The organism is Actinophytocola sp., from assembly GCF_045807065.1.
GTDB lineage: Bacteria > Actinomycetota > Actinomycetes > Mycobacteriales > Pseudonocardiaceae > Actinophytocola.
In genome coordinates, this window is the sequence record NZ_JBJMIE010000501.1 from 1 (window position 1) to 22,698 (window position 22,698).

Sequence of the window (22,698 nt, forward strand, 5' to 3'; positions counted from 1 at the left end):
CACCGTGAGGTTCAGCGGGGGGCGGGTCTGGCTCTCGGGGACGGTGGCCCCCGGGCGCAGCACGGCGTTCATGGCCCCGTTGCCCCGGGAGATCTCGAGGTACCGCTGGCCCACCAGGTTCTGGTACTTGATCGCGAAGATCGACCCGACGGGCAGCCGGCGGGCCTCGTCGACCTTGAACGACACCTCGGCGACGTCCCGGTCGACGAGCTGCACCTCGGTGACCTGGCCGACCCGCACGCCCGCGATCCGCACGTCGTCACCCGGCAGCAGCAGGGTCGCGTCGGTGAAGCGGGCCTTGTAGTCGGTGGTGTCGGACAGGTCCACGTTCGCGATGCTGACCGCGAGCAACGCGGTCGCCGCCACGGTGACGACCGTGAAGACGATCAGCTTGGTCAGCGGTCCGGCGATGCCCCTCATGACGCCACCTCCCCCGCTGCGCGGGCTCGGCGGCGTCCCGTGTGCCGATGGTCCCCTCCGCGAGCCGCGCTCACTGGACGGTCACCTCCGCCCCGCGGAACAGCGGCCCGACCAGATAGGTCGCCCAGCCGGGCACCTGTGCCGGCTGCAGGCCCATCTCGGGCGCGATCAGCTGCGCCAGGAAGTCGTTCTCGGCCGGGGTGTTGGCGATCGAACCGGGGCCGGCCGCCGAGTTCGGGTTGGTCGTGTAGCCGGTCACGTTCGACGGCGGCAGCACACCGTCCTCCTGCGTGCGGTTCTGCGGACCGTGCGAGGTGCCGTCCCGGAGCGGGCCGTCCGGCGGCTGGTCCGGGAACGGGTCGCCCATCTGCGCGGGGTCATAGCAGCGCGGGCCGCGGTGCTCGTTGAACTTCGGGGTGTCCTTGCCCGGCTCGTACTTGCCCTTGTCCACGACGATCTCGAGGGTGGCGTGCAGGCCCGGCTGGTCGGTGCCGCCGCCGTACACCGGCTTGGCCGCGTCCACCAGCGACGCCATCTGCTTGAGGAAGCACGGGTAGGACGACGAGTACCTGGCCAGCAGCTCGAGCGTGGTCCGGGAGCTGTCGGACAGGCGGATGATGTTGTCGGAGTTGGCGCGCAGGAAGGACTCGAGGTCGCGGCTGGCCGTGGTCACGTCGGCGAACAGGAGGTCCAGGTTGGCGCGCTGCTCGTAGACGGTCCGCGAGGTGACGGTCAGGTCGTCCAGCGCGCTGACGAAGTCCGGGATGGCCTGGGTGTAGGTGTCGCTGACGTCGACCAGTGCCTGCAGGTCGTGGGTCAGCTGCGGCACGTGCGGGTTGATCTCCTCGACCAGCTTGCCGAGCTGGACCAGCGTGTCGCCGAGCTGCTGGCCGCGGCCGTCGAGCGCGGTGGAGATGGCCGTCAGCGTGGTCGACAGCTTCTGCGGCTGCACCGCCTGCAGCACGGGCAGGAGGTGGTCGAGCGCCTGGGACAGCTCCACGGCCGGCGCGGACGTGTCCTGCTGGATGCGGTCGCCGTCGGTCAGGTGCCGCGTCGCCGGGCTCTCGGGGATCTGCAGCGCCACGTACCGCTCGCCGAAGAGCGTCTTCGGGATGAACCGGGCGGTGACGTTGGTCGGGATGAGGCCGGCCTTGTCGGGGTCCAGCGCGAGGTCCAGCACGGCGCCGTGCCCGGTCGGCGTGATCCTGTCGATGGAGCCGACGATCAGCCCGCGCACCTTGACGTCACCGCGGACCTGGAGCTGGTTGCCGAGCTTGTCCGTGGTGAGCTGCACGTTCACCACAGTGGTGAACGCCTTGTTGTACATGGCGATCGAGAGGCTGACCAGCCCCGCGATCACGACGACGAAGCCGAGGCCGAGCAACCGGCGCCGGATCGTGGCCCACCTGCTCTGCCTCATCCGCCGATCCTCACCGTCACGTTCGTGCCCCAGATGGCGAAGCCGATGAAGAAGTTCAGCAGCGCCGCGGTCACGATCGTCGTTCGGACCGAGCGGCCGACGGCGACACCGACGCCGGCCGGGCCGCCCGAGGCGCGGTAGCCGTAGTAGCAGTGCACGAGGATGATCACCACGCTGAAGATCAGCACCTTGCCGAAGGACCAGAACACGTCCTGCGGCGGTAGGAACAGGTTGAAGTAGTGGTCGTAGGTGCCCGCGGACTGGCCGTAGAAGTAGACGACGATCGAGCGGGACGCGAGGTAGCTGGACAGCAGGCCGATGATGTAGAGCGGGATGACCGCGACGAAGCCGGCGATGATCCGGGTGGTCACCAGGAACGGCAGCGACGGCACGCCCATGACCTCGAGGGCGTCGATCTCCTCCGAGATCCGCATCGCGCCGAGCTGTGCGGTGAAGCCGGCGCCCACGGTCGCGGACAGTGCGAGGCCCGCCACCAGCGGCGCGACCTCGCGCGTGTTGATGTAGGCGGACGCGAAGCCGGAGAAGGCGGCCGTGCCGAGCTGGTCCAGCGCCGCGTACCCCTGGAGCCCGACGACGGTGCCGGTGAAGACGGTCATGCCGACCATCACGCCGATCGTGCCGCCGATGACCGCGAGCGCACCGGAGCCGAAGCTGACCTCGGCGAGGATGCGCATGGTCTCGCGCATGTACCGGCGCAGGGTGCGCGGGATCCACGCGAGCGCGCGCAGGTAGAACGACAGCTGGTCGCCCAGCGTGTCGAGCCAGGTGAGCGGGGCGTTGGCCACGCGCCGCGCGGTGTCGCCGATGGCCACCGGTCAGCTCCCCTTCTGCGGAACGATGGTCAGGTACACGGCGGTCAGGATGAAGTTGACGAAGAACAGCAGGAGGAACGTGATCACCACGGACTGGTTGACCGCGTCCCCGACGCCCTTCGGCCCGCCCTTCGGGTTGAGACCGCGGTAGGCGGCCACGACACCGGCGATGAAGCCGTAGATGACGGCCTTGATCTCGGAGATCCACAGGTCCGGCAGCTGCGCCAGCGCGGAGAAGCTCGCGAGGTACGCGCCGGGCGTGCCGCCCTGGAGGACGACGTTGAAGAAGTAGCTCCCGAGCACGCCCACCACGGACACGAGCCCGTTGAGCAGGACCGCGATGACCATGGCGGCGAGCACCCGCGGCACGACCAGTCGTTGGATGGGGTTGACGCCGAGCACCTCCATGGCGTCGATCTCCTCGCGGATGGTCCGCGCGCCGAGGTCCGCGCAGATGGCGGACCCGCCGGCCCCGGCGACCATGAGCGCCGTGACCAGCGGCGCGGCCTGCTGGATGATCGCGAGCACCGCGGCCGCGCCGGTGAACGACTGCGCCCCGAGCTGAACGATCAACCCACCCAGCTCGAGCGCGATGACCGCACCGAAGGGAATCGCGACCAGGGCGGTCGGCAGGATCGTGACGCTGGCGATGAACCAGCACTGCTGGATGAACTCGCGAACCTGGAAGGGCCGCCGGAACGTCTGGACGACGACGTCCATGGCGAGCGCGAACAGCCGCCCGGTCTCCCGCAGCGCGCCGGCCCCGGGAAAACCCGCCGATGCGGTACGGGAAGTCATGACGCGCCCCCCACCTCGACCGTTTTCCCAGGACAGCGCCTAGATGGTTGAGACGGCCCCCACCCGTCCCGGGGGCCGGCCCCGGTCCCATTGTATCGGGAGGCGCCGACAAAACCCCTGGTCAAGCAGACCTGTGGACAACTTTCGCGGACAGGTCCGAGCGAAAGGGACACTCGTGCCCGGGTCATGCGCCACCGCCCGATGCGGTGCCGCGCCAGTTCGAGGTCGGCAGGTCGGCGACCGTGGTGTCGTCGAGGTCGCCGCCGGCGCCGTCGTTCAGGTCCCCGGAAGCCGGCTGCCACTCTCTGCCGCGCGGCCGCGGGCTGGGGCTGGGGCTGGGGCTGGGGCGATAGTGACCGAGCCGCACGCCGTAGCGGGTCTTCTCCTCCTCGGTCAGCGAGTCGATGATGCCCTGCTGCGCCGCCCGGGGCAGCGTGTGCAGGATCCGCATGACCCGGTCCTTGCGGCGCCGCACGGCCGACCGCTCCGGGAGCCCCGGCGTCGGCTGGACCTGCGGGACGACCCCGTGGACGTCGTCGGTGCCGCCGTCGTGGTGGCCGGCCTCCACCTGCGCCTGCTCGGCGGCCATCGTGGCCTCGTCCTTCTCCTCGGACATGCCGATCGGGCCGATGCGCGAGCCGTTCAGGAACTGCTTCACGACCGGCTCCTCGCTGGTCAGCAGCACCTCACGCGGGCCGAACATCACCAGCTCGCGGCGGAACAGCATGCCGATGTTGTCCGGCACGGTCCGCGCGAGGTTGATGTTGTGGGAGACGATCAGGATGGTGGCGTCGATCTGGGTGTTCAGGTCGATCAGCAGCTGGGAGATGTACGACGTGCGGACCGGGTCGAGGCCGGAGTCCGGTTCGTCGACCAGGATGATCTCCGGGTCGAGCACCAGTGCGCGGGCGAGGCCGGCACGCTTGCGCATACCGCCCGAGATCTCGCCGGGGAGCTTCTTCTCCGCGCCGGACAGACCCGTCATGTCGAGCTTCTCGAGGACGATCTCGCGGATCTCGGCCTCGGACTTCCTGGTGTGCTCACGCAGCGGGAACGCGACGTTGTCGTACAGGTTCATCGACCCGAACAGCGCGCCGTCCTGGAACAGGACGCCGAAGAGCTTGCGGATCTCGTAGAGCTTGTGCTCCGAACAGGTGACGATGTCGACGCCGTTGATCTCGCAGCGGCCGCGCTCGGGCTTGAGCAGCCCGATGATCGACTTGAGGAACACCGACTTGCCCGTGCCGGACGGTCCGAGCATGACGCTGACCTCGCCGGGCGGGAGCGTCAGCGTGACGTCCCGCCAGATGGTCTGGCGCCCGAAGGACTTCGTCAGGCCCTCGACGACCACCTCGGCGCCCATCGAACCTCCCGCATCCCCGACAAACGCTGTCGTCACGTGCAACGAGCACGTCGCGTCGTGGTTACTGGTGAGTCAGCACCCACATGGAGGGGGAACGTACCCAGTTACACACAGTGGGTGTACCCCGGGGTTGCACCCAGGTGAAGCAAAGGGCCGGCACCCGAACGGGTACCGGCCCTTTATGTCCTGTTCGGACTCAGGTCACTTGAGGCTGACCTTGGCGCCAGCGCCTTCCAGCTTCTCCTTGGCGGCCTCGGCGGCGTCCTTGGCGACCTTCTCCAGCACGGCCTTGGGCGCGCTCTCGACGAGCTCCTTGGCCTCCTTCAGGCCGAGGCCGGACACGACCTCGCGCACGACCTTGATGACCTGGATCTTCTTCTCACCGGCGGCCTCGAGGACGACGTCGAACTCGTCCTGCTCCTCGGCGGCCGGGGCCTCGCCACCGGCGACCGGGCCGGCCGCGGCGACGGCGACGGGGGCAGCGGCGGTGACCTCGAAGGTCTCCTCGAACTGCTTCACGAAAGCGGACAGCTCGAGCAGCGTCATGTCCTTGAACGCGTCGAGCAGCTCGTCAGTGCTGAGCTTCGCCATTGCGGCATTTCCTTTCTAAAAGTGATTTCAGCTCTCGGCGGGAGCCGCTTGCTCGGCGGACGCCTTCTTCTCCTGCAGTGCGGCGGCCAGGCGGGCGACCTGCGAGGCCGGGGCGTTGAACAGCCCGGCGGCCTTGGCGAGGTTGCCCTTCATGGCGCCCGCCAGCTTGGCGAGCAGCACCTCGCGGGAGTCGAGGTCGGCGATCCTGTCGACCTCGTCGACCGTGAGCGGGCGGCCGTCCATGTAGCCGCCCTTGATGACCAGGCCCTTGTTGTCCTTCGCGAAGTCGCGAAGGGCCTTCGCGGCGTCGACCGGCTCACCCTCGACGAACGCGATCGCGGTGGGACCGACGAACAGGGCCTCGAGGCCCTCGATCTCCGCCTGCTCCGCGGCGCGCTTGACCAGGGTGTTCTTAGCGACCCGGTAGGTGGTGCCCGTGCCGAGAGCGCGACGCAGGGTCGTCAGCTGGGACACGGTCAGCCCGGTGTACTCGGTGACAACGGCAGCCGAGCTGTTGCGGAACTTGTCCGCGATCTCAGCGACGGCCTCGACCTTGCCTGCCTTCGCCATGGTCGCCTCCTCTCTGTGGCTGATCGACCACTGAGCTCAGAGACGACGAACGCCCCGGCGCAGGACAGCACGGGGCGTGTTCAGTACGCGCATGTTTCAGCGCGAGCCTCGTTCTTGCCTGCGCGGGCCGCCCGCAGTCGCGGAACCTTCGCCTGCCCGAGGGCAGGAACCAGCGGTCTTCGGTAGAACCGTTGACAATCGTACGTTGCGGTGGTGCGGGGCCCCAAACCGGGTCAGGGTGACCCCACACACGGCATGATGGACGTCGTGGCGGACAACGAGCAGCGCGACCCCGGAGCCGACCTGGCCCGACAGCCGCGGGGCGCGACCCCACCTCCCGCGGGCTTCCACGCGCCCGCGGACCCGTCGGCCCCCGGGCCCCCACCCGCCACACGACCGCCGACGGAGGTCACGCCGGAGCAGATCCGCCAGTTCCAGGAGTTCCAACGCTTCCAGGAACTGATGCGCGAACAGGCCGCCCGGGGCCTCCCGCCGGGCACGCCGCCCCCGCCCGGCTTCCTCCAGCCGTGGGGCCAGCCGCCGCCGAAGCAGAGCCTCCCGAAGCGCCTGCTGAAGGCGGCCGTCAGCAAGGTCGTCACGGGCCTGGTGGTCCTGGCCGTCCTGATCGCCGCCGGCTACTTCGCCGTCGACTACTTCCTCGGCGAGGACAACAGCGACCACCCCCAGGCCCACGAGACCGGGGGCGGCAAGACCAAGGACAACCTCATCCTGGACACCAACCCGTTCGAGACCGTCCGGAAGGTCTACCACCACATCGCGAACGGTGAGAACGGCGTGCCGGAGCAGGTCTGCCTGCGCTTCCAGGACCGTGGTGCGAAGTTCGCCGCCGACATGGGCTACGACAACTGCACCGACGCCGTGCACGGCCTCGCGGCCAAGGTGACCGACGCGGACGCCTACGCCGAGTCGATGCCGTCGTACAAGACGACCTTCGATCCCAGCACCGCGAGCGAGATCACCATCAGCTCGTGCGCGGACAACCTCCGCGGCGGCATCCAGGGCGGACCGTCGCTCGGCGTGTTCACGGTGAAGAAGATCCAGGGCTCGCGCGGCGGCCAGTGGATCATCGCCGACCACGAGAACGAGCCGACGTGCGCGGTTGCCCCGACGGGACCGTCCAACTGACCGTTCTTCGCGGCACGTGAACCGTTACCAAATCTTCCTCGTGTGTGGTGTGGACACCAGCGCCCCCATCCACTACCGAGGAGGTCGCGAATGGCTGCCAAACACAGGCCGGCCACGAGGAAGGCCCTGTTCTTAGGAGCCGGCGGCGTGGCACTCGTGGCACTCGTCGCCGTGTTGTTGCCGCAGGCCAATGCCGAGGACGCGGGCCAGCACGGGACCGCCGGGTCGCCCGACCGGGACCTGTCCGCGCTCAACGAGCTGCGGCAGGACCACATCCCCGGCACCGCGTGGGCGACGGACGCCAGCGGCAAGATGGTCGTCACGGCCGACGAGACGGTTACCGGGCAGACCTGGGACAACCTCGAGAGTGCGGTCGGCGCGGTCGGGACCAGGGCCGCGACCCTCAAGCGGACCACCGGCAAGCTCGAGCTCTTCGCCGAGGGTGGGGACGCCATCTTCGCCGAGGGGGCGCGGTGCTCGCTCGGCTTCAACGTCACCACCGCGGACGGCAACCCCGCCTTCCTGACCGCCGGGCACTGCGGTGTCGCGTTCGACGAGTGGTCCGACGAGGCCAACGGGGAGCCGATCGCCACGGTCCAGCAGGCGCTCTTCCCCGGCAACGGCGACTTCGCCCTGGTCACCTATGACGACGAGACCACGAACGCACCGAGCACCGTCGACGTCGGCAACGGTCAGCAGTTCCAGATCACGCAGGCCGCCGACGCCCAGGTTCGCGAGCGGGTCTTCCGCATGGGCAGCACCACCGGCCTCAACGACGGCAGCGTCACCGCCCTCAACGCCACGGTGAACTACCCCGAGGGCACGGTCACCGGCCTGATCCAGACCACCGTCTGCGCGGAGCCCGGCGACAGCGGCGGCCCGCTCTTCACCCAGGACGGCAACGCCATCGGCCTCACCTCCGGCGGCTCCGGCGACTGCACCAGCGGCGGCACCACCTTCTTCCAGCCGGTCACCACGGCACTCGAGGCGGTGGGCGCAACGATCGGATAACGACAGGGCAAGCCGGGAGACAGAAAGAAGCGGGGCCCCTCGCGAAAGGGGCCCCGCTTCCTTCGTATGTACCGGCTCAGGCGACCGGCTCGTCCTGCAGCAGGTTGCGGGTGCGAGCGGGGTCCACCGGGATGCCGGGGCCCATGGTCGTCGAGAAGGTGACCTTCTTCAGGTAGCGGCCCTTCGCGGCGGAGGGCTTCGCACGCAGGACCTCGTCGAGGGCCGCGGCGTAGTTCTCCACCAGCTTCTCCTGGTCGAACGACGCCTTGCCGATCACCAGGTGCAGGTTGGCCTGCTTGTCGACCCGGAAGTTGATCTTGCCGCCCTTGATGTCGGCGACGGCCTTGGTCACGTCCGGGGTGACGGTGCCGGTCTTCGGGTTCGGCATGAGGCCGCGCGGGCCGAGGATGCGGGCGATGCGACCGACCTTGGCCATCTGGTCGGGGGTCGCGATCGCGGCGTCGAAGTCGAGCCAGCCACCCTGGATACGCTCGATCAGGTCCTCGGCGCCCACCTCGTCCGCACCGGCGGCGACGGCCTCGTTGGCCTTGTCACCGGTCGCGAACACGATCACGCGCGCGGTCTTGCCGGTGCCGTGCGGCAGGTTCACCGTGCCGCGCACCATCTGGTCCGCCTTGCGGGGGTCGACGCCCAGTCGGATGGCGACCTCGACGGTCGCGTCCAGCTTGACCTTGGACGTCTCCTTCGCGAGCTTCGCCGCCTCGAGCGGCGAGTACAGCCGCTCCCGGTCGATCAGCTCCGCGGCCTGGCGGTATGCCTTGCTGCGCTTTGCCATAACACTTCCTTACCGATGAAGCCCGTGGTGACGAGCCAGCGCCTGGCTCTCCCACGAAAGAGATGGATTATTCGACCGTGCTGCCCGTCGGCCGAACGGTGCCGGCGATTGTCATGACGGGCACTGTGCGGCCTGGTCGACGACGCTATTCGACCGTGATGCCCATCGACCGGGCGGTGCCGGCAATGATCTTGGCGGCCTGGTCGACGTCGTTGGCGTTGAGGTCCGACTTCTTCGTCTCGGCAATCTCGCGCACCTGGTCCCAGGTCACCTTGCCGACCTTGTTCCGGTGCGGCTCGCCGCTGCCCTTGTCCACGCCCGCGGCCTTCAGCAGCAGCTTCGCCGCCGGCGGGGTCTTGAGCTTGAAGTCGAACGAGCGATCCTCGTAGACCGAGATCTCCACAGGCACCACGGTGCCGCGCTGCGACTCGGTCGCGGCGTTGTACTGCTTGCAGAAATCCATGATGTTGACGCCGTGCTGACCGAGGGCGGGGCCCACGGGCGGCGCCGGGTTGGCCTGGCCGGCCGTGATCTGCAGCTTGATGATCGCGGCCAGCTTCTTCTTCTTGGGTGGCATTTCTTTCCCTGACTAGTGGTTCGGCGGCGACCGAACTCAGATCTTCGAGACCTGGCTGAACGACAGCTCGACCGGGGTCTCGCGGCCGAAGATCGACACGAGGACCTTGAGCTTCTGCCCGTCCGCGTTGACCTCGCTGATCGTCGCGGGCAGGGTCGCGAACGGCCCGTCCATGACGGTGACCGACTCGCCGACCTCGAAGTCGACCTCGACGACGGGACCCTTGGCCTGGGACGCTGTCTTGCCCTTGCCGTCTGCCGCCGGTTTGGCCTCCTCCACCTGCGGAAGGAGGAACTTGAGGACCTCGTCGATGGTGAGCGGCGACGGCTTCGAGGTGGCGCCGACGAACCCGGTCACGCCCGGGGTGTTGCGGACCGCGGACCACGACGCGTCGTTCAGGTCCATGCGCACGAGGATGTAGCCGGGCAGCACCTTGCGCTGGACCTGCTTGCGCTGCCCGTTCTTGATCTCGGTGACCTCTTCGGTCGGCACCTCGACCTGGAAGATGTAGTCCTCCATGTCCAGCGTGCCGATACGGGTCTCGAGGTTGGTCTTGACCTTGTTCTCGTAACCGGCGTAGGAGTGCACGACGTACCAGGCGCCGGGCGCGCGGCGCAGCGCCTCGCGCATCTCGGCGGCCGGGTCCTCCTCGGCTGGCTCTTCCGCCACGTCTTCCGCCGCGTCGCCGTCCGCCTCGACGTCGGTCTCGGCCGAGTCCTCGTCCTCAGTGGCGGCGTCGATGCTGTCGTCGTCGCTGTCGTCGCTGTCCTCGGCATCGTCGCCGCCGTCGTCACTGTCGTCGACATCGGCGCTGTCGTCTTCGAAGTCGTCGGCATCGTCAACGTCGACATCATCGACGCTGGAGGCCGCCGCCTCGACGTCCGGGTCGACGGCGAGCGCGGCCTCGGCGGCCGCCATTCCCTGCGTGTGCACGCCGTCGTCCTCGGACAGGCCGGTCAGCTCGTCGCGAGCCGCACCGTTGTCGGAGCTCACTGTTCGGTCCCGCTTCCTTTCATAGATGGCGTACCCCGCCCACTTCTGCCGGCGCGCTCGCGCGCGGCTCAGCCGAACAGTGCGGTTACGCCTCTGATGAGCGCGAAGTCCAGCCCCGCGATCACCGCCACCATGAAGGCCACGAAAACCAACACGACAGCCGTATACGTAATCATCTGCTTGCGCGTCGGCCAGATGACCTTGCGCAGCTCAGCGACCACTTCCTTGAGGAAGCGCCAGAGCCTGGCGAAGAGCCCGACACGCGCTTCCTTCCGGTCCCGCGTGGGGGTCGGCCGGCCCTTCTTGTGTTCGCCCTTGGCGTCGGTCTTCGCGTCCGCCTTCGCGTCGGCCTTGGCCTTGGCCTTCGGCCGAACCTTCTCGTCCGCGGCGCCCTTCGCACTCGACCGCGCGGGCTTGGCCGTCTCGTCGGTCGAGCCTTCCTTCCGCGCCGCGGGGCGAGCGGAAGCACGGCGCTCACGCCGCGCCGCGGCGGTGACCGGTCGAGAGGGGCGCTCCTGTCCCTTGCTCTCTTCCTTGTCCCGGTCGTCAACCACGCCAGTTCCTCCGCTCGATGCTCTTCACGGACCTGCGCCTGACGCAGGGGTGACAGGACTTGAACCTGCAACCTGCGGTTTTGGAGACCGCTGCTCTGCCAGTTGAGCTACACCCCTTCGCGTTGTCGATCGCTCGACGCCGCGATTCGCGGACGCATTCGACCTGCCCCGTGTCGCGCGCGGAGCGGGGTCGGCAACTTCCAAGTTCAAGAGTGTACGGCAACGACGAAACCGGTCCGCAACCGCGCCCGGTCGAACCGGGTCAGACGAACCCCCGCTCGACCAGCGAGCAGCCCTCGGCGGTGATCCGGTGCCGCTGGCCCGAGCCCTCGACGACCCGCCACCAGCTGCCGACCGCCAGCTCCTGACCTCGGAGAACGAGGTGGAAGCCGCCGTACATCCCCGGCACGGCGAACCACACGTCCGGGTCGGCCAGCTCGGTCAGCACGTCCAGCACCGGCAGCCGCAGCCGCTGCTCGTCGACCAGGTCGGCCACCCGCTCGCGGATGAGCGCGTGCAGGTGCCGCTCCAGCGCGAAGAGTACGTCGGTCGGCAGCGGGTTGCGGACCACCGGCGTGAGCAGCCCGGCCAGCTCGCCGTGGCCGCCACGCAGCGCGATGTCCAGGGGCCGGTCGCCGGCCGCCGTCCGCAGGGTCAGCCACGGACCGTGGGTGAGCAGCCGGCGGACCACGGCGGCGTCCGCGCCGTGCCACGCGGCCTGGTGCAGCGGTGTGTACCAGCTCGACCCGCCCGGCCGCCACGCGTTGACGTGGCCCGGGTACTTCGCCAGGTGCTCGAGGACCGCGGTCCACCTGCCGTCGCGTGCCGCGTCCGCGAGCGCGTCCCGGTCCGCCAGGACGCGGTCGGAGTAGGTCGTGCGGAGCGTCGCCCCGTCCCAGTCCGCCGCTGCCACAGGCCGGACCATAGTGGGCGGACACCTCGCGGTCGGGTGAATCTGGAACGATTGGCGGCATGAGCGAGACCACCGTCACCCCGCGCCGGATCTCCGCCCGAATCGGCGGCATCGCCGAGTCCGCCACGCTGGCGGTGGACGCGAAGGCCAAGGCGCTGAAGGCCGCCGGCCGGCCCGTCATCGGTTTCGGCGCGGGCGAGCCGGACTTCCCCACTCCCCCGGAGATCGTCGAGGCCGCGGCCGCCGCGACCAGGGACCCCAGGAACCACCGGTACACCCCCGCCGCCGGCCTGCCCGAGCTGCGCGAGGCCATCGCCGCCAAGACGCTGCGCGACTCCGGCTACGCGGTCGCGACCAGCCAGGTCCTGGTGACCAACGGCGGCAAGCAGGCCGTCTACCAGGCCTTCGCCACGTTGATCGACCCGGGCGACGAGGTGCTGCTGCCCGCGCCGTACTGGACCACCTACCCCGAGGCGATCGCGCTCGCCGGCGGCGTGGCCGTGCCCGTGGTGGCCGACGAGACCACCGGGTACCTGGCCTCCGTCGAGCAGCTCGAGGCGGCCCGCACGCCGCGCACCAAGGCGCTGCTGTTCTGCTCCCCGTCCAACCCGACCGGCGCGGTCTACCCGCGTGCGCAGGTCGAGGCCATCGGGCGCTGGGCCGTCGAGCACGGCATCTGGGTGATCACCGACGAGATCTACGAGCACCTGACCTACGACGGCGTCGAGCAGGTGTCGATGCCGGTGGTCGTGCCCGAGCTGGCCGACACCTGCGTGGTCCTCAACGGCGTGGCCAAGACCTACGCCATGACCGGCTGGCGCGTCGGCTGGATGATCGGCCCGGCGGACGTCACCAAGGCGGCGTCGAACCTGCAGTCGCACCTGACGTCGAACGTCGCGAACGTGTCGCAGCGGGCCGCGCTGGCCGCCGTGTCGGGCTCGCTGGACGCCGTGCACGAGATGCGGGCCGCGTTCGACCGGCGCCGGCGGACGATCGTCAAGCTGCTGTCGGAGATCCCCGGGGTCACCTGCCCGACCCCGCAGGGCGCCTTCTACGCGTACCCGTCGGTCAAGGACCTGCTCGGCAAGGAGATCCGTGGCGTCCGGCCGGCGACGAGTGTCGAGCTGGCCGCACTCGTGCTGGAGCACGCCGAGGTGGCGGTGGTACCGGGCGAGGCGTTCGGCACGCCGGGCTACTTCCGGCTCTCCTACGCGCTGGGCGACGAGGACCTCGCCACGGGTGTCACCCGCATGGGGGCACTGCTGGCGGAGGCCCGGTAGTTCTCGGCCTGAATGACGCCTTCCGGACATCCGAGGAGCCTGGAAGGCGTCATTCAGGTTTCCGGCAGGGTCAGGGCCGGGCACGCACGACTGTGAGATCCACTTGAGGCTGACAGCGGGCGGCCCTTTCGACAAAGCCGTAGAATTTCAGATAGTGACGAAGCGGCCCTCGCGGGACGGTGACGCATGCGCGACAGGGCGCCCCAGCCGACGGATCTCATCCAGTCGGTGTCCCGGGCTTTCCGGATCATGGAGGAGGTCGGGGGCAGCCGCGCGCCGCTCACGGTCAAGGCTATCGCCCGCCGCTGCCAGCTCAACCTCTCAACGGCCTATCACCTCGTCCGCACGTTGACCTACGAGGGCTACCTCGTCCGGTCGCCGGACGGCGGGTTCGTGCTGGGCTCGTCGGTCGCCCGGCGCTTCCACGACCTGCTGGCGTCGTTCGACCAGCCGCCCCGGGTCCGCGAGGTGCTGCGGCACCTGGCGGCTACGACCCAGCGCACGGCCTACCTCGGCCGGTTCGTGTCCGGCCGGATCATGATCACCGACATGGTCGAGGGCCCGCTGTCGCCGCACCTGGAGGACCTCGAGGTCGGCCTGGACGTGGCCGCGCACGCGACGGTCGTCGGCAAGGTCCTGCTGTCGACGCTCTCCCGCGCCCGGCGAACCGAGTACCTGGCCGAGCAGGGCATGCGCCGCTTCACGGCCCGCACGGTCGTCGACGCCGAGGCCCTCGACCACGAGCTGTCATCCATCGGCAGCGGACCGGTCTCCGAACACGGCCAGTTCCGTGATGGCGTGTCCTGCGCCGGCACCCTGATCCGCCGGGAGTCCCCGGAGACGTCCTGGGCCATCGTGACGTCGACCCGCGAGGACGAGATGCCCCCGGAGGTCGTCTGGCACACGGTGCGCGCCGCGGAGGACCTCGCACCCGTGGTGGTCTAGGGGTCAGGTCAGGCCATCGCCGGTTCACGAACCGGCGCGTTCTCCAGCGCGACGACCAGCGCGCCGACCGCCACGACCGCCGCGATCGGCGCCAGCCACGTCGGGCCGGCCGAGGACAGGGCGAGGCCGCCGAGCGCGGACCCGAGACCCGAACCGACGTAGATCGCCGAACCGTTGAGGCCGAGCGCCACCGTCGGCGCGTCCGGCGCGAGGGTGAACAGGCGGTGCTGCTGGGGCACCATCAGCATGCCGCCGAACGCGCCGACCGCGACCACCGCCACCAGCAGCCCCGGCAGCCTCAGCAGGGCGCCGTCCAGCACGGCGAGCAGCACCACGCAACCGACGATCGACACCAACCGCACCCGGCGCGGCCCGAACCTGTCCGTCCAGCGCCCGGCCAGTTGGTTGCCGACCACCGAGCCCAGCCCGTACGCCGCGAGCACCCAGGCGATCGTCACTCCCGGCGCGACGTCGGCCGCGAGCACCGGCAGGTACACGAAGACGGCGAACAACGCCGTCAGGCCGAACACCGTGACCACCAGCACCCGCGCCACGGCCGGCCGGACGAGCACGGACAGCCGCGTCCGCAGCCCGGCGGCGGGCACCAGCACCTTCGGCAGCGTGAGCACCGCGGCCGCGACGAGCACGCCGACGCCGGAGATCCCCCACATCACGCCCCGCCAGCCCAGTGACGCGCTGGCGAACACCCCGATCGGCACGCCGAGCACGCTGGACACCGACACGCCGGTCGCCACCCAGGACAGCGCCCGGCCACGCGTCTCGTCGGACGCCGTGGCACCGGCCACGGCGAACGCGTTGGCCTGGAACGCCGCCGCGCCGACCGCGGCCACCACCCGGGCCGCGGCCAGGGCCAGGAACGTCGTGCCGACCGCCTGCCCCACCATCCCGACGACGAAGACCGCCATGCCGCCGCCGAGGAGCAGTCGCCGGTCCCAGCTGCCGGTGAACGCGGCGATCAGCGGCGAAGCCACCGCGTAGGTGGCGGCGAACACCGTGGTCAGCTGCCCGGCCGTGGACTCGCTGACGTGCAGGTCGCGGGCGATGGTGGGCAGCAGGCCGTTGAGCACGAACAGGTCCGTGCCGACGGTGAACACCCCGACGGCGAGGACCACCAGATTGTTTGACGCTGGTCGAAGTGTCATGTCGATCAGCGTGACGTATAGTTTGATTGTTGTCAAAGTATCTAATCAGAAGGCACCATCGCGCCGTGAGCCGCACACTTCCGCAGCCGAGCACCGAGGACATCGACCTGGTGACGGTGTTACGCGCGCTGGCGGACCCGGTGCGGCTGGAGGTGCTCCGGGAGATGGCGGCGTCCGGCGAGCCCAGCCCGTGCTCGGCGGAGAACTACGACGTCGACGTGAAGGCAGCGACGTTGTCGCACCACTTCCGGGTGCTCCGCGAGGCGGGCGTGACGACGACGTTCGTCGAGGGCCGGCGGCGGTGGGTGGAGTTACGCCGGGCGGACCTGGACAAGCGCTTCCCGGGGCTGCTGGACTCGGTGCTGGCCTAGTTCTTCGGCAGGCGGACGATCGCGATGGCCTTGCCCAGCACGGCCCTGCCCTCGAACCTGGCGGTGATGTCGACGCGGGCGGTGCCGTCCTCGCGGACGTCCTTGACCTTGCCGGTCAGCTCGACCAGCGCGCCGTCGGCGTCGTTGGGCACCACGACCGGGCGGATGAACCGCGCGCCGTACTCGACGATCGCGCCGGGGTCGTCGAGCCAGTTGGTGACGAGGCGGCCGGCGAGCGCCATGGTGAACATGCCGTGGGCGATCACGCCCGGCAGGCCGACCTCGGTGGCCAGCTTCTCGTTCCAGTGGATGGGGTTGAAGTCGAGGGCGGCGCCGGCGTAGCGGACCAGGTCCGCGCGGCGCACCCGCACCTCGAGCGGGGGCAGCTCGTCACCGGGGGCGGTCATGACTCCTCCGCCCGGATGACCAGCTGGGAGTGGGCCGTGACGACGCGTTCGCCGTCCTCGGTGTCGATCTCGGCCCGCAGCATGAGGAAGTCGTTACCCATCCGGCTGTCGATCTCGACGATGTGGGTGGTCACCGTGAGCCGGTCGCCGGCGTGCACGGGACGCGCGTAGTCGAACTTCATGTCGCCGTGCACGAGCCGGTCGTAGTCCGCGCCCAGCTTCGGGTCGTTGGCGATGTCCTCGACCGAGTACCGGCCGAACAGGATGACGGCGAACGTCGGCGGCGCGATCACGTCCGGGTGACCGGCCGCCTGAGCGGCGGCCGGGTCCCGGTACATGGGGTGGTCGTCACCGATCGCCTCGGCGAACTCCCGGATCTTGGCCCTGCCGACCTCGTAGACCTCCGAACGCGGGTACGCGTGACCCACGAACGCGGGATCCAGGGGCACGTCTAGCGGGTTTCCTTGTGCATCCGGTGCGTGCCGCAGTTCGGGCAGAACTTCTTCATCTCCAAGCGGTCCGGGTCGTTGCGCCGGTTCTTCTTGGTGATGTAGTTGCGGTGCTTGCACTCCTCGCAAGCCAGCGTGATCTTGGGGCGAACGTCACTGCTGCTAGCCACTTGAGGTCCCTCTTCTCCATGGGCGAATCGCCCGCTCGCGTAGCGGTGGCCGGACTTGAACCGGCGACACAGCGATTATGAGCCGCTTGCTCTACCGACTGAGCTACACCGCCATAACATGGCTGTGCCGCGGTGCACGGAACCGAACACCGCGGCCAGCTCCCGAGCCCCAATACGGAATCGAACCGTAGACCTTCTCCTTACCATGGAGACGCTCTACCGACTGAGCTATTGGGGCGGATCCAGCAGAGTTACCCCTCCTGTGGAGCCGTGTGAAGACTACACGGCTCGTTCATGGTCATGAAATCGGGTATCCCCCCCTACGACAGCAGCGTCAGCACCGTCTCGTCCCGAAGCCCTCTGGCCTGCGCGGTCCTGGCCTGCAGCCACGCCTCGAGGCGCTCCTCGGACAGCGGCCGCGAGATCAGGTAGCCCTGCGCGACGTCACAGCCCATCGCGGCCAGCTGGTCGCGTGCCACGTCCTCCTCGACGCCCTCCGCGACGACCGTGAGCCCGAGCGAGTGCCCCAGCTCCACGATCGACCGCACGACGGCCAGGTCGCCGAGGTCCGAGCCCATGCCGAACACGAAGCTCTTGTCGATCTTCACCTCGTCCACCGGGAGCTGCCGCAGGTAGGCCAGCGACGAGTACCCGGTGCCGAAGTCGTCGACCGCGAGCACGACGCCCAGGTTGGACAGCGCCCGCAGCACCGGCAGCGCCCGCTGCGGGTCGGCCATCACGCCGGACTCGGTCAGCTCCAGCGTGAGCAGTTCCGGCGGCACGCCGCGCCTGGTGAGCGCGGCCGAGACCAGGTCGGGGAACGACAGGTTCGCGAGGCTGCGCACCGACAGGTTGACCGCCACGCCGATCCGCAGGCCGCGGTCCATCCACTTCCGGACCTTGATCAACGCCTGTTCGAGCACGAAGTCGGTGAGCGCGTCGACCAGACCGGCGGCCTCGACCGCGGGCACGAACTCGTCCGGGTGCAGGTCGCCGAACTCGGGGTGCCGCCAGCGGACCAGCGCCTCGACGCCCAGGACCTCGCGGCTCGGCAGGGAGATCTTCGGCTGGTAGTGGATCTTGACCTGGCCGGTCTCCATGGCCTGCCGGAACTGCGTGACCAGCTGGAACCGGCGCAGGAACATCTGCCCCATGCTCGGCACGTACGCCCTGGCGTGCTCGCCGCCGCCCTTCGCCGCGCGCAGGGCGACGTCGGCCCGCTTGAGCAGCTCGTCGACGTCCATCGTGGCCGGCGCGGCGTCTTTGGCACCTGTCGAGGTCGTCTCCGAGAACAGCACGCCGTCGGCCATGGTCGCCGACGAGTAGCCGACGACCACTCCGGCCTCGATGGACAGCCGGTCGACCGGGTAGGGCGCGGTCAGGTTCACGATCAGCTGGTTGGCGACGAGCTGGGCCTGCTCGAGGTCCGCGTCGACGAGCAGCGCCGCGAACGCGCCGCCCTCCAGCCGGGCGAGCGGGGCGTCGGCGCCGAGCGTGTCCCGCAGCCGCCGGCCGGCGGCGATGGTGATCCGGTCGCTCCACGCGTAGCCGAGCGCGTCGCTGATGGCCGGCTGGACCTCGAGGTCGAGCCGCAGCATGACCGAGCCCGGGCTGGCGCCGAGCAGCTCGGTCGCGACCTGCCGGAAGCCGGGCCGGTTGTAGAGGCCGGTCAGCGGGTCGTGGTAGGCGTCGTGGCGGAGGGTGGCGACGAGCCTCCGGTTGTCCAGAGCGGTGGCGAGGTGGCTCGCGGTCGTACCGATCATGCGGATGTCGGCCTGGCCGAAGCCGCGCCAGCGGGACAGCTTGTCGTGCGCCTCGACCACGCCGAGCAGGTGACTGGCGCTGCGCAGCGGGACGACGAGCGCCTCCTGGGCTCCTCGCTGCGTCAGAGCGGCCCTGACCTCGGGCAACGCGTCGGCGCGGCGGAAGTGGCGGACGTGCGAGCCGGGTAACCGCAGCAGTGCGTCGGCACGCGCGCCGGTCGCCTCGAGGTCGTACAGCTCGGCGGGCAGGTCGTCCCCGGCGACGACCGTGTGCATGGGTTGCTGCGGGTCGAACCGCAGCCGCAACACGACTCGGGCGGCGCCCAGCTGGTCCTTGATCCGCTGTGCGATGCAGAGCCAGTCCTCGGAGTTGACGGCGGTCGCCATCTCCCCGCCGGCGGCCGGCCGAGCGGCGGCACGCCGCCCCGATCGCGCGACGATGAGGCTGACCTCGGACAACGCCTCCAGGTCGCGCTGCTCGCGCAGCAGTCCGGAGTAGGCGAGGTAGAGCGCCCAGAGCCCGCCGAGCATGGCGAGGACGAGCGGCCACCCGTGGTCGACGTTGGTGGCGACCTCGAACCCGACGACACCCACTGACGAGTTGACCAGCCCGAGCACGAGCGTGCGGGAGACGAGCTTGGTGGCGGCGCCGAGCCGGATGCGACGCCCGAGGACGTACACGGCGACAAGGGCGAGCAGCGTGCTGGTGACCGGCGCCGACAGCGCACCGACGAACACCGCGAACCACCCGGGCTGTCCACCCAGAGTGTCACCCACAAGAGTGAAAACGGTGTAGGCGACTGCGATCTCGAGCGTTTCCGCGCCAGTGTTGTAGAGGACACGGTCCTGAACCCGCCGACCGAGCAGCGTGCCGACCCCGGCCACGAGATGCGCGGCGAGCACCACGGGGAACGGCGCGACGAAGAGCCCGATGGCAAGGGGGATCTCGGTGAAGGAGATCGTCCAGGAGACCCCGCCCCGCACGTCGATGTTGACGGAGAGCTGCTCGACGACGAGGAACCCGACCGCGAGCAGAAGCCCGGTCCAGATCAGTTCGGAACCGCCACCGAAGGGCAACCACCAGGTGACCCCGACAGCCGCCGCAACCCCAGCAACCAGCACGAGGACCGAAAAAACGCTGAACCGGCGGTCCAGCGAGGGGTAGTCCTCCGCGCGGTCAGCAGCCGCCGGCATGGGATGGTCCGGCATGCAACCTCCTAGGCCGCCCCTTCGGCGACACTCCCGCCGCACAGTGACGACGCCCCCCGATTGGGCTAGTCACGGTCGCGTAACTGTACCCCCTCCGTGCACAGATTCCGACTGTGCTATTTGCTCACCGCCAGCCCCCCAGCCCGCGAAACAGACTGGTCAGCCGAACGCCCCCAAAGGCGTGCTCGCCGCACCATGATCATCAATCGAAGCATCGCCCGAGGTCAGCGCCCCCACGGGGTTACCGCGGTCCGCGACACCGACCAAATCGTTGTGAGAGCAATCACTCACCTAGTGAGACTGTCCTTTGCGGATCCAGCCACCCAGCCCCTCCTGAACCGTCCACGCACTGAGACGACAGCCGCAGCGAACCACCCACCACATTGCACCGTCCGTGTACACCCAAAGCAATCCGATCGCTCTCAGTAATCCCCCGCTGTCACACCCGAAGCCAGCGACCCGTCTCCGGGAGAGGCCGTCAACGAAGGCCCTCCGGGCACGCTCCCATCGCAGCCCGATGGATCAGCCGCACTTGGCTGCGCCCACAGATCAACTGACAGCCCACCAACACCCGCCGGCAACCAGGCACGGCCGAACAAACGACGAACGACCCGTTGAAATGATCAACGAGCCGTTGCGGCTTCTGGTGGCGGGTGCAGGGTTCGAACCTGCGTAACTCTCGCGACAGACTTACAGGCGCCTCTGGGCGTCTCACAGGTCCCTGACCAGCACGAACAGACACTTAGGATCGAGCAGCGTCCTACTCGCAACGCTTGGACAACGAAGCTCGCACCCAAACCGCACCCAAAGGCGCCGTGAGCTTCCGCGCTAGGGATGTCGTCGCGTGCTGGACGGATGTTCCGGTCCAGGTAGCCCCGGTACATCTCGGCTACACGTAATCGCGGCGAGTACATCGTTGCGGGATAGTCCGAGTCATGCGCCTCTGGAGCTCTCGAAGCACGCTCGCCCAACGCATCGCACAGCACATCCAACGAGGAGAACCCATATCGCTGGCGTCAGTACCGGCGGCAACCATCACCCGGGTGCTGCTCGACGGTCCTTCTCAGCCCGGAGGGCGGCAACTGCTTTGTCTACGTGCCGCACACATCACTGGCGCGCTCAATCTACGGCACGCATCCCTCAGCTTTCCGTTAGTGTTCGAAAGCTGCACCTTCGACGAGCCGGTAACCGTCGAGGACGGCCATCTCAGGGTGCTGGAATTTCGCTCGTGCACGCTGCCCGCTTTCGAGGGACAAGCTCTGCGAGTCGCTGGTGACCTCACCCTCATCGACACGCGTGTCGGGCGGATTGACTTGTTCAGCGCACGCGTCGGCGGTCAGCTCTGGCTCAACAATTCCCACGTGGACTGTGGTGAGATTGGTTGGGCCGTCAGCGCACCTCAGATCGGGATCGCCGGTGGTTGCTATGCCAACGGGTTGACCGTCCGCGGCGGCCTGAACCTATGGGGCGCCGACATCCAAGCGGGTCTTGAACTCGGCCGCGCAATCCTCTTTGCCGAAGACCGGCCAGCTCTCCGGGCACCGAATCTGTCCGTGACTGGCGATGTGACGCTTGGGGACGGGGCAACGATCAGCGGGGCTGTCAATCTGAGCTCAGTCAAAATTGGCGGCTGCCTAACATTGAACTATCGGGTGACCGGCGAGCACAAGATCATCATTTCAAACAGTGATATCAAGACACTGCACCTGGAAGTCTCCCCTCCCGAACACGTCACGGTCGACCTGACCGGCTGCGTGGTCACGTCATTCCTCGATACCCCGAGATCCTGGCCCAAGATGCTCAAGTTAGATCGAACGAGGTACGAAACGCTTCGACCGCTACTGCCCGCCAGAGAACGCCTCGCATGGCTGAAGCGCAACGAGGACTCCAATTCGCCGCAACCGTACGAACAGCTCGCACGGCAGTATCGCGAAGCCGGTCAAGACTACGATGCTCGAACGATTCTACTCGCTAAACACCGCAACCGGACTCGACATCTCCGTTTCCCGGCGAAGTTGTGGGGCTACCTCCAGGACGTCACCATCGGATACGGATATCGACCAGTCCGTGCCATGGCCTGGTTAGCTGGGTTGACGATGATCGTGGCCGTTAGCAGCACCGTCTGGCAGCCTCGCCCAGTAACAGGCGCAGCTCCCGACTTCAATTTCGCCGCGTACGCACTCGATGTCGTGCTACCGATCCTCGACCTCGGGCAGGAGAAGTCATACAGCGCTGTCGGTTTCGGCCGCGGCCTCGTGTGGATCGCCATCATCGCTGGCTGGCTCCTCGCCTCTACCATCATCACCGCTGTCACGCGGAACATCAGCCGGAGTTAGATGAGGCAACTCAGACCTACCCCGCCGACGACGTTCTACAGTGCAAGCTCGGCCGCGCGCCTGCACGCAGGTGCCGCCTTGTGGCGACAAGACGATCCCAGAGAAACTTCAGACGCAACTGGCACCCATAGATCAACTTCGCGTGGCGCTGTTGATCTATGGGTGCGGTGTTTCTGCTGGTCAGATTGTATGGTGGCGGGTGCAGGGTTCGAACCTGCGTAGCTTGCGCGACAGATTTACAGCCCCATCCCAGCACACCCTCTGACCAGGCATTACATGCCATCTAGGGTCACCTTGGGCACGTATTGGGCACGATCAAGCGCGGAGGACGCTGCTGACGCCACCCTGAGACCGCCTGGTGTCATCGCTCAAACCACGTCACTCTGACACGCCTGCGGCCAACTGCCGGATCGGCCACCACGACAGATTCCGTATCTGCTCGTGGCGGCCTATGGTTGCCTCGTTTGCGGGGTCGTCGCCTAACCGGGTGACTGGCTCCACTGACTTCCATGACATCGCCATGTCCAACCCCGCGATGAGGGACACTGTCGGCAGTCAACGTGGACCTAGGACTGGAACGCCGTGAGTGAGAATTTCGAGCGGAGTCGCCTCATCGCCCC

Annotated in this window: 23 protein-coding genes and 3 tRNA genes; 6 read left to right on the forward strand and 20 right to left on the reverse strand. The window is 68.6% G+C overall.

Annotation, left to right across the window (positions count from 1 at the left end):
- The 7 genes from ACJ73U_RS29295 to rplJ all read right to left on the reverse strand — a co-directional run.
- Nucleotides 1–420 (reverse strand): MlaD family protein (locus ACJ73U_RS29295; protein WP_407780959.1); only part of this gene is annotated, 420 nt, incomplete at its 3' end.
- A 70-nt stretch (nucleotides 421–490) separates the two neighbouring features.
- A complete protein-coding gene (locus ACJ73U_RS29300; RefSeq protein WP_407780960.1) occupies nucleotides 491–1,840 on the reverse strand; it encodes an MCE family protein in 1,350 nt (449 codons plus the stop codon).
- A complete protein-coding gene (locus ACJ73U_RS29305; RefSeq protein WP_407780995.1) occupies nucleotides 1,837–2,667 on the reverse strand; it encodes an MlaE family ABC transporter permease in 831 nt (276 codons plus the stop codon). Before ACJ73U_RS29305 ends, ACJ73U_RS29300 begins: the two co-directional genes overlap by 4 nt.
- A 9-nt stretch (nucleotides 2,668–2,676) precedes the next feature.
- Nucleotides 2,677–3,471 carry an MlaE family ABC transporter permease gene (locus ACJ73U_RS29310; RefSeq protein WP_407780961.1) on the reverse strand — a complete coding sequence of 265 codons (795 nt, stop codon included), beginning with the start codon at nucleotides 3,469–3,471 and terminating at the stop codon, nucleotides 2,677–2,679.
- A 184-nt stretch (nucleotides 3,472–3,655) separates the two neighbouring features.
- The gene (locus tag ACJ73U_RS29315) at nucleotides 3,656–4,834 is read right to left on the reverse strand and encodes an ABC transporter ATP-binding protein (protein WP_407780962.1); all 1,179 of its coding nucleotides are present in this window, start codon (nucleotides 4,832–4,834) and stop codon (nucleotides 3,656–3,658) included.
- Between the two features lie 201 nt (nucleotides 4,835–5,035).
- On the reverse strand, nucleotides 5,036–5,425 hold the full coding sequence (gene rplL, locus ACJ73U_RS29320) for a 50S ribosomal protein L7/L12 (protein WP_407780963.1): 390 nt from the start codon (nucleotides 5,423–5,425) through the stop codon (nucleotides 5,036–5,038).
- A gap of 27 nt (nucleotides 5,426–5,452) precedes the next feature.
- The gene (rplJ, locus tag ACJ73U_RS29325) at nucleotides 5,453–5,995 is read right to left on the reverse strand and encodes a 50S ribosomal protein L10 (RefSeq protein ID WP_407780964.1); all 543 of its coding nucleotides are present in this window, start codon (nucleotides 5,993–5,995) and stop codon (nucleotides 5,453–5,455) included.
- Between the two features lie 213 nt (nucleotides 5,996–6,208).
- Between rplJ and ACJ73U_RS29330 the strand changes: the two genes are divergently transcribed.
- Both ACJ73U_RS29330 and ACJ73U_RS29335 read left to right on the forward strand, forming a co-directional pair.
- Nucleotides 6,209–7,141, forward strand: coding sequence for a hypothetical protein (locus tag ACJ73U_RS29330; RefSeq protein WP_407780965.1), 933 nt, complete (start codon nucleotides 6,209–6,211; stop codon nucleotides 7,139–7,141).
- Between the two features lie 147 nt (nucleotides 7,142–7,288).
- Nucleotides 7,289–8,152, forward strand: coding sequence for a S1 family peptidase (locus ACJ73U_RS29335; protein WP_407780966.1), 864 nt, complete (start codon nucleotides 7,289–7,291; stop codon nucleotides 8,150–8,152).
- Nucleotides 8,153–8,228: 76 nt separating this feature from the next.
- Here the strand turns inward: ACJ73U_RS29335 and rplA are convergent, their stop codons facing one another.
- From rplA to ACJ73U_RS29365, 6 genes are all read right to left on the reverse strand, one after another.
- Nucleotides 8,229–8,948 (reverse strand): 50S ribosomal protein L1, encoded by a 720-nt coding sequence (rplA, locus tag ACJ73U_RS29340; RefSeq protein ID WP_407780967.1) that lies wholly within the window; start codon nucleotides 8,946–8,948, stop codon nucleotides 8,229–8,231.
- Between the two features lie 145 nt (nucleotides 8,949–9,093).
- Complete coding sequence (gene rplK / locus ACJ73U_RS29345) at nucleotides 9,094–9,525, reverse strand: 50S ribosomal protein L11 (RefSeq protein ID WP_407780968.1); 432 nt, start codon at nucleotides 9,523–9,525, stop codon at nucleotides 9,094–9,096.
- Nucleotides 9,526–9,561: 36 nt separating this feature from the next.
- Nucleotides 9,562–10,518, reverse strand: coding sequence for a transcription termination/antitermination protein NusG (gene nusG / locus ACJ73U_RS29350; protein WP_407780969.1), 957 nt, complete (start codon nucleotides 10,516–10,518; stop codon nucleotides 9,562–9,564).
- Nucleotides 10,519–10,586: 68 nt separating this feature from the next.
- Nucleotides 10,587–11,072, reverse strand: a complete 486-nt coding sequence (secE, locus tag ACJ73U_RS29355; RefSeq protein WP_407780970.1) for a preprotein translocase subunit SecE — start codon at nucleotides 11,070–11,072, stop codon at nucleotides 10,587–10,589.
- Between the two features lie 44 nt (nucleotides 11,073–11,116).
- Nucleotides 11,117–11,189, reverse strand: a tRNA-Trp gene (locus ACJ73U_RS29360).
- Nucleotides 11,190–11,334: 145 nt separating this feature from the next.
- Entirely contained in the window at nucleotides 11,335–11,985 is a 651-nt protein-coding gene (locus tag ACJ73U_RS29365; protein WP_407780971.1) for a hypothetical protein, read from the reverse strand.
- 59 nt (nucleotides 11,986–12,044) lie between these two features.
- On the opposite strand from ACJ73U_RS29365, the gene ACJ73U_RS29370 reads away from it, so the two are divergent.
- Nucleotides 12,045–13,265 carry a pyridoxal phosphate-dependent aminotransferase gene (locus ACJ73U_RS29370; protein WP_407780972.1) on the forward strand — a complete coding sequence of 407 codons (1,221 nt, stop codon included), beginning with the start codon at nucleotides 12,045–12,047 and terminating at the stop codon, nucleotides 13,263–13,265.
- A gap of 186 nt (nucleotides 13,266–13,451) precedes the next feature.
- Nucleotides 13,452–14,210 (forward strand): IclR family transcriptional regulator, encoded by a 759-nt coding sequence (locus tag ACJ73U_RS29375; RefSeq protein WP_407780973.1) that lies wholly within the window; start codon nucleotides 13,452–13,454, stop codon nucleotides 14,208–14,210.
- 8 nt (nucleotides 14,211–14,218) lie between these two features.
- Here ACJ73U_RS29375 and ACJ73U_RS29380 read toward each other — a convergent pair whose 3' ends face one another.
- Nucleotides 14,219–15,373 carry an MFS transporter gene (locus ACJ73U_RS29380; RefSeq protein ID WP_407780974.1) on the reverse strand — a complete coding sequence of 385 codons (1,155 nt, stop codon included), beginning with the start codon at nucleotides 15,371–15,373 and terminating at the stop codon, nucleotides 14,219–14,221.
- 65 nt (nucleotides 15,374–15,438) lie between these two features.
- Here ACJ73U_RS29380 and ACJ73U_RS29385 point away from each other — a divergent pair, with 65 nt between their 5' ends.
- Nucleotides 15,439–15,744 carry an ArsR/SmtB family transcription factor gene (locus ACJ73U_RS29385; RefSeq protein WP_407780975.1) on the forward strand — a complete coding sequence of 102 codons (306 nt, stop codon included), beginning with the start codon at nucleotides 15,439–15,441 and terminating at the stop codon, nucleotides 15,742–15,744.
- Here ACJ73U_RS29385 and ACJ73U_RS29390 read toward each other — a convergent pair.
- The 6 genes from ACJ73U_RS29390 to ACJ73U_RS29415 form a co-directional block, all read right to left on the reverse strand.
- A complete protein-coding gene (locus ACJ73U_RS29390; protein ID WP_407780976.1) occupies nucleotides 15,741–16,151 on the reverse strand; it encodes a MaoC family dehydratase in 411 nt (136 codons plus the stop codon). The genes ACJ73U_RS29385 and ACJ73U_RS29390 overlap by 4 nt on opposite strands.
- Complete coding sequence (locus ACJ73U_RS29395) at nucleotides 16,148–16,600, reverse strand: MaoC family dehydratase N-terminal domain-containing protein (protein WP_407780977.1); 453 nt, start codon at nucleotides 16,598–16,600, stop codon at nucleotides 16,148–16,150. Before ACJ73U_RS29395 ends, ACJ73U_RS29390 begins: the two co-directional genes overlap by 4 nt.
- Before the next feature lie 2 nt (nucleotides 16,601–16,602).
- Complete coding sequence (gene rpmG, locus ACJ73U_RS29400) at nucleotides 16,603–16,770, reverse strand: 50S ribosomal protein L33 (RefSeq protein ID WP_407780978.1); 168 nt, start codon at nucleotides 16,768–16,770, stop codon at nucleotides 16,603–16,605.
- 40 nt (nucleotides 16,771–16,810) lie between these two features.
- Nucleotides 16,811–16,883, reverse strand: a tRNA-Met gene (locus tag ACJ73U_RS29405).
- Between the two features lie 52 nt (nucleotides 16,884–16,935).
- A tRNA-Thr gene (locus ACJ73U_RS29410) sits at nucleotides 16,936–17,008 on the reverse strand.
- Nucleotides 17,009–17,090: 82 nt separating this feature from the next.
- Entirely contained in the window at nucleotides 17,091–19,742 is a 2,652-nt protein-coding gene (locus ACJ73U_RS29415) for a putative bifunctional diguanylate cyclase/phosphodiesterase (RefSeq protein WP_407780979.1), read from the reverse strand.
- A 935-nt stretch (nucleotides 19,743–20,677) separates the two neighbouring features.
- Between ACJ73U_RS29415 and ACJ73U_RS29420 the strand changes: the two genes are divergently transcribed.
- The gene (locus tag ACJ73U_RS29420; RefSeq protein WP_407780980.1) at nucleotides 20,678–22,078 is read left to right on the forward strand and encodes a hypothetical protein; all 1,401 of its coding nucleotides are present in this window, start codon (nucleotides 20,678–20,680) and stop codon (nucleotides 22,076–22,078) included.
- The last annotated feature ends 620 nt before the right edge of the window (nucleotides 22,079–22,698 follow it).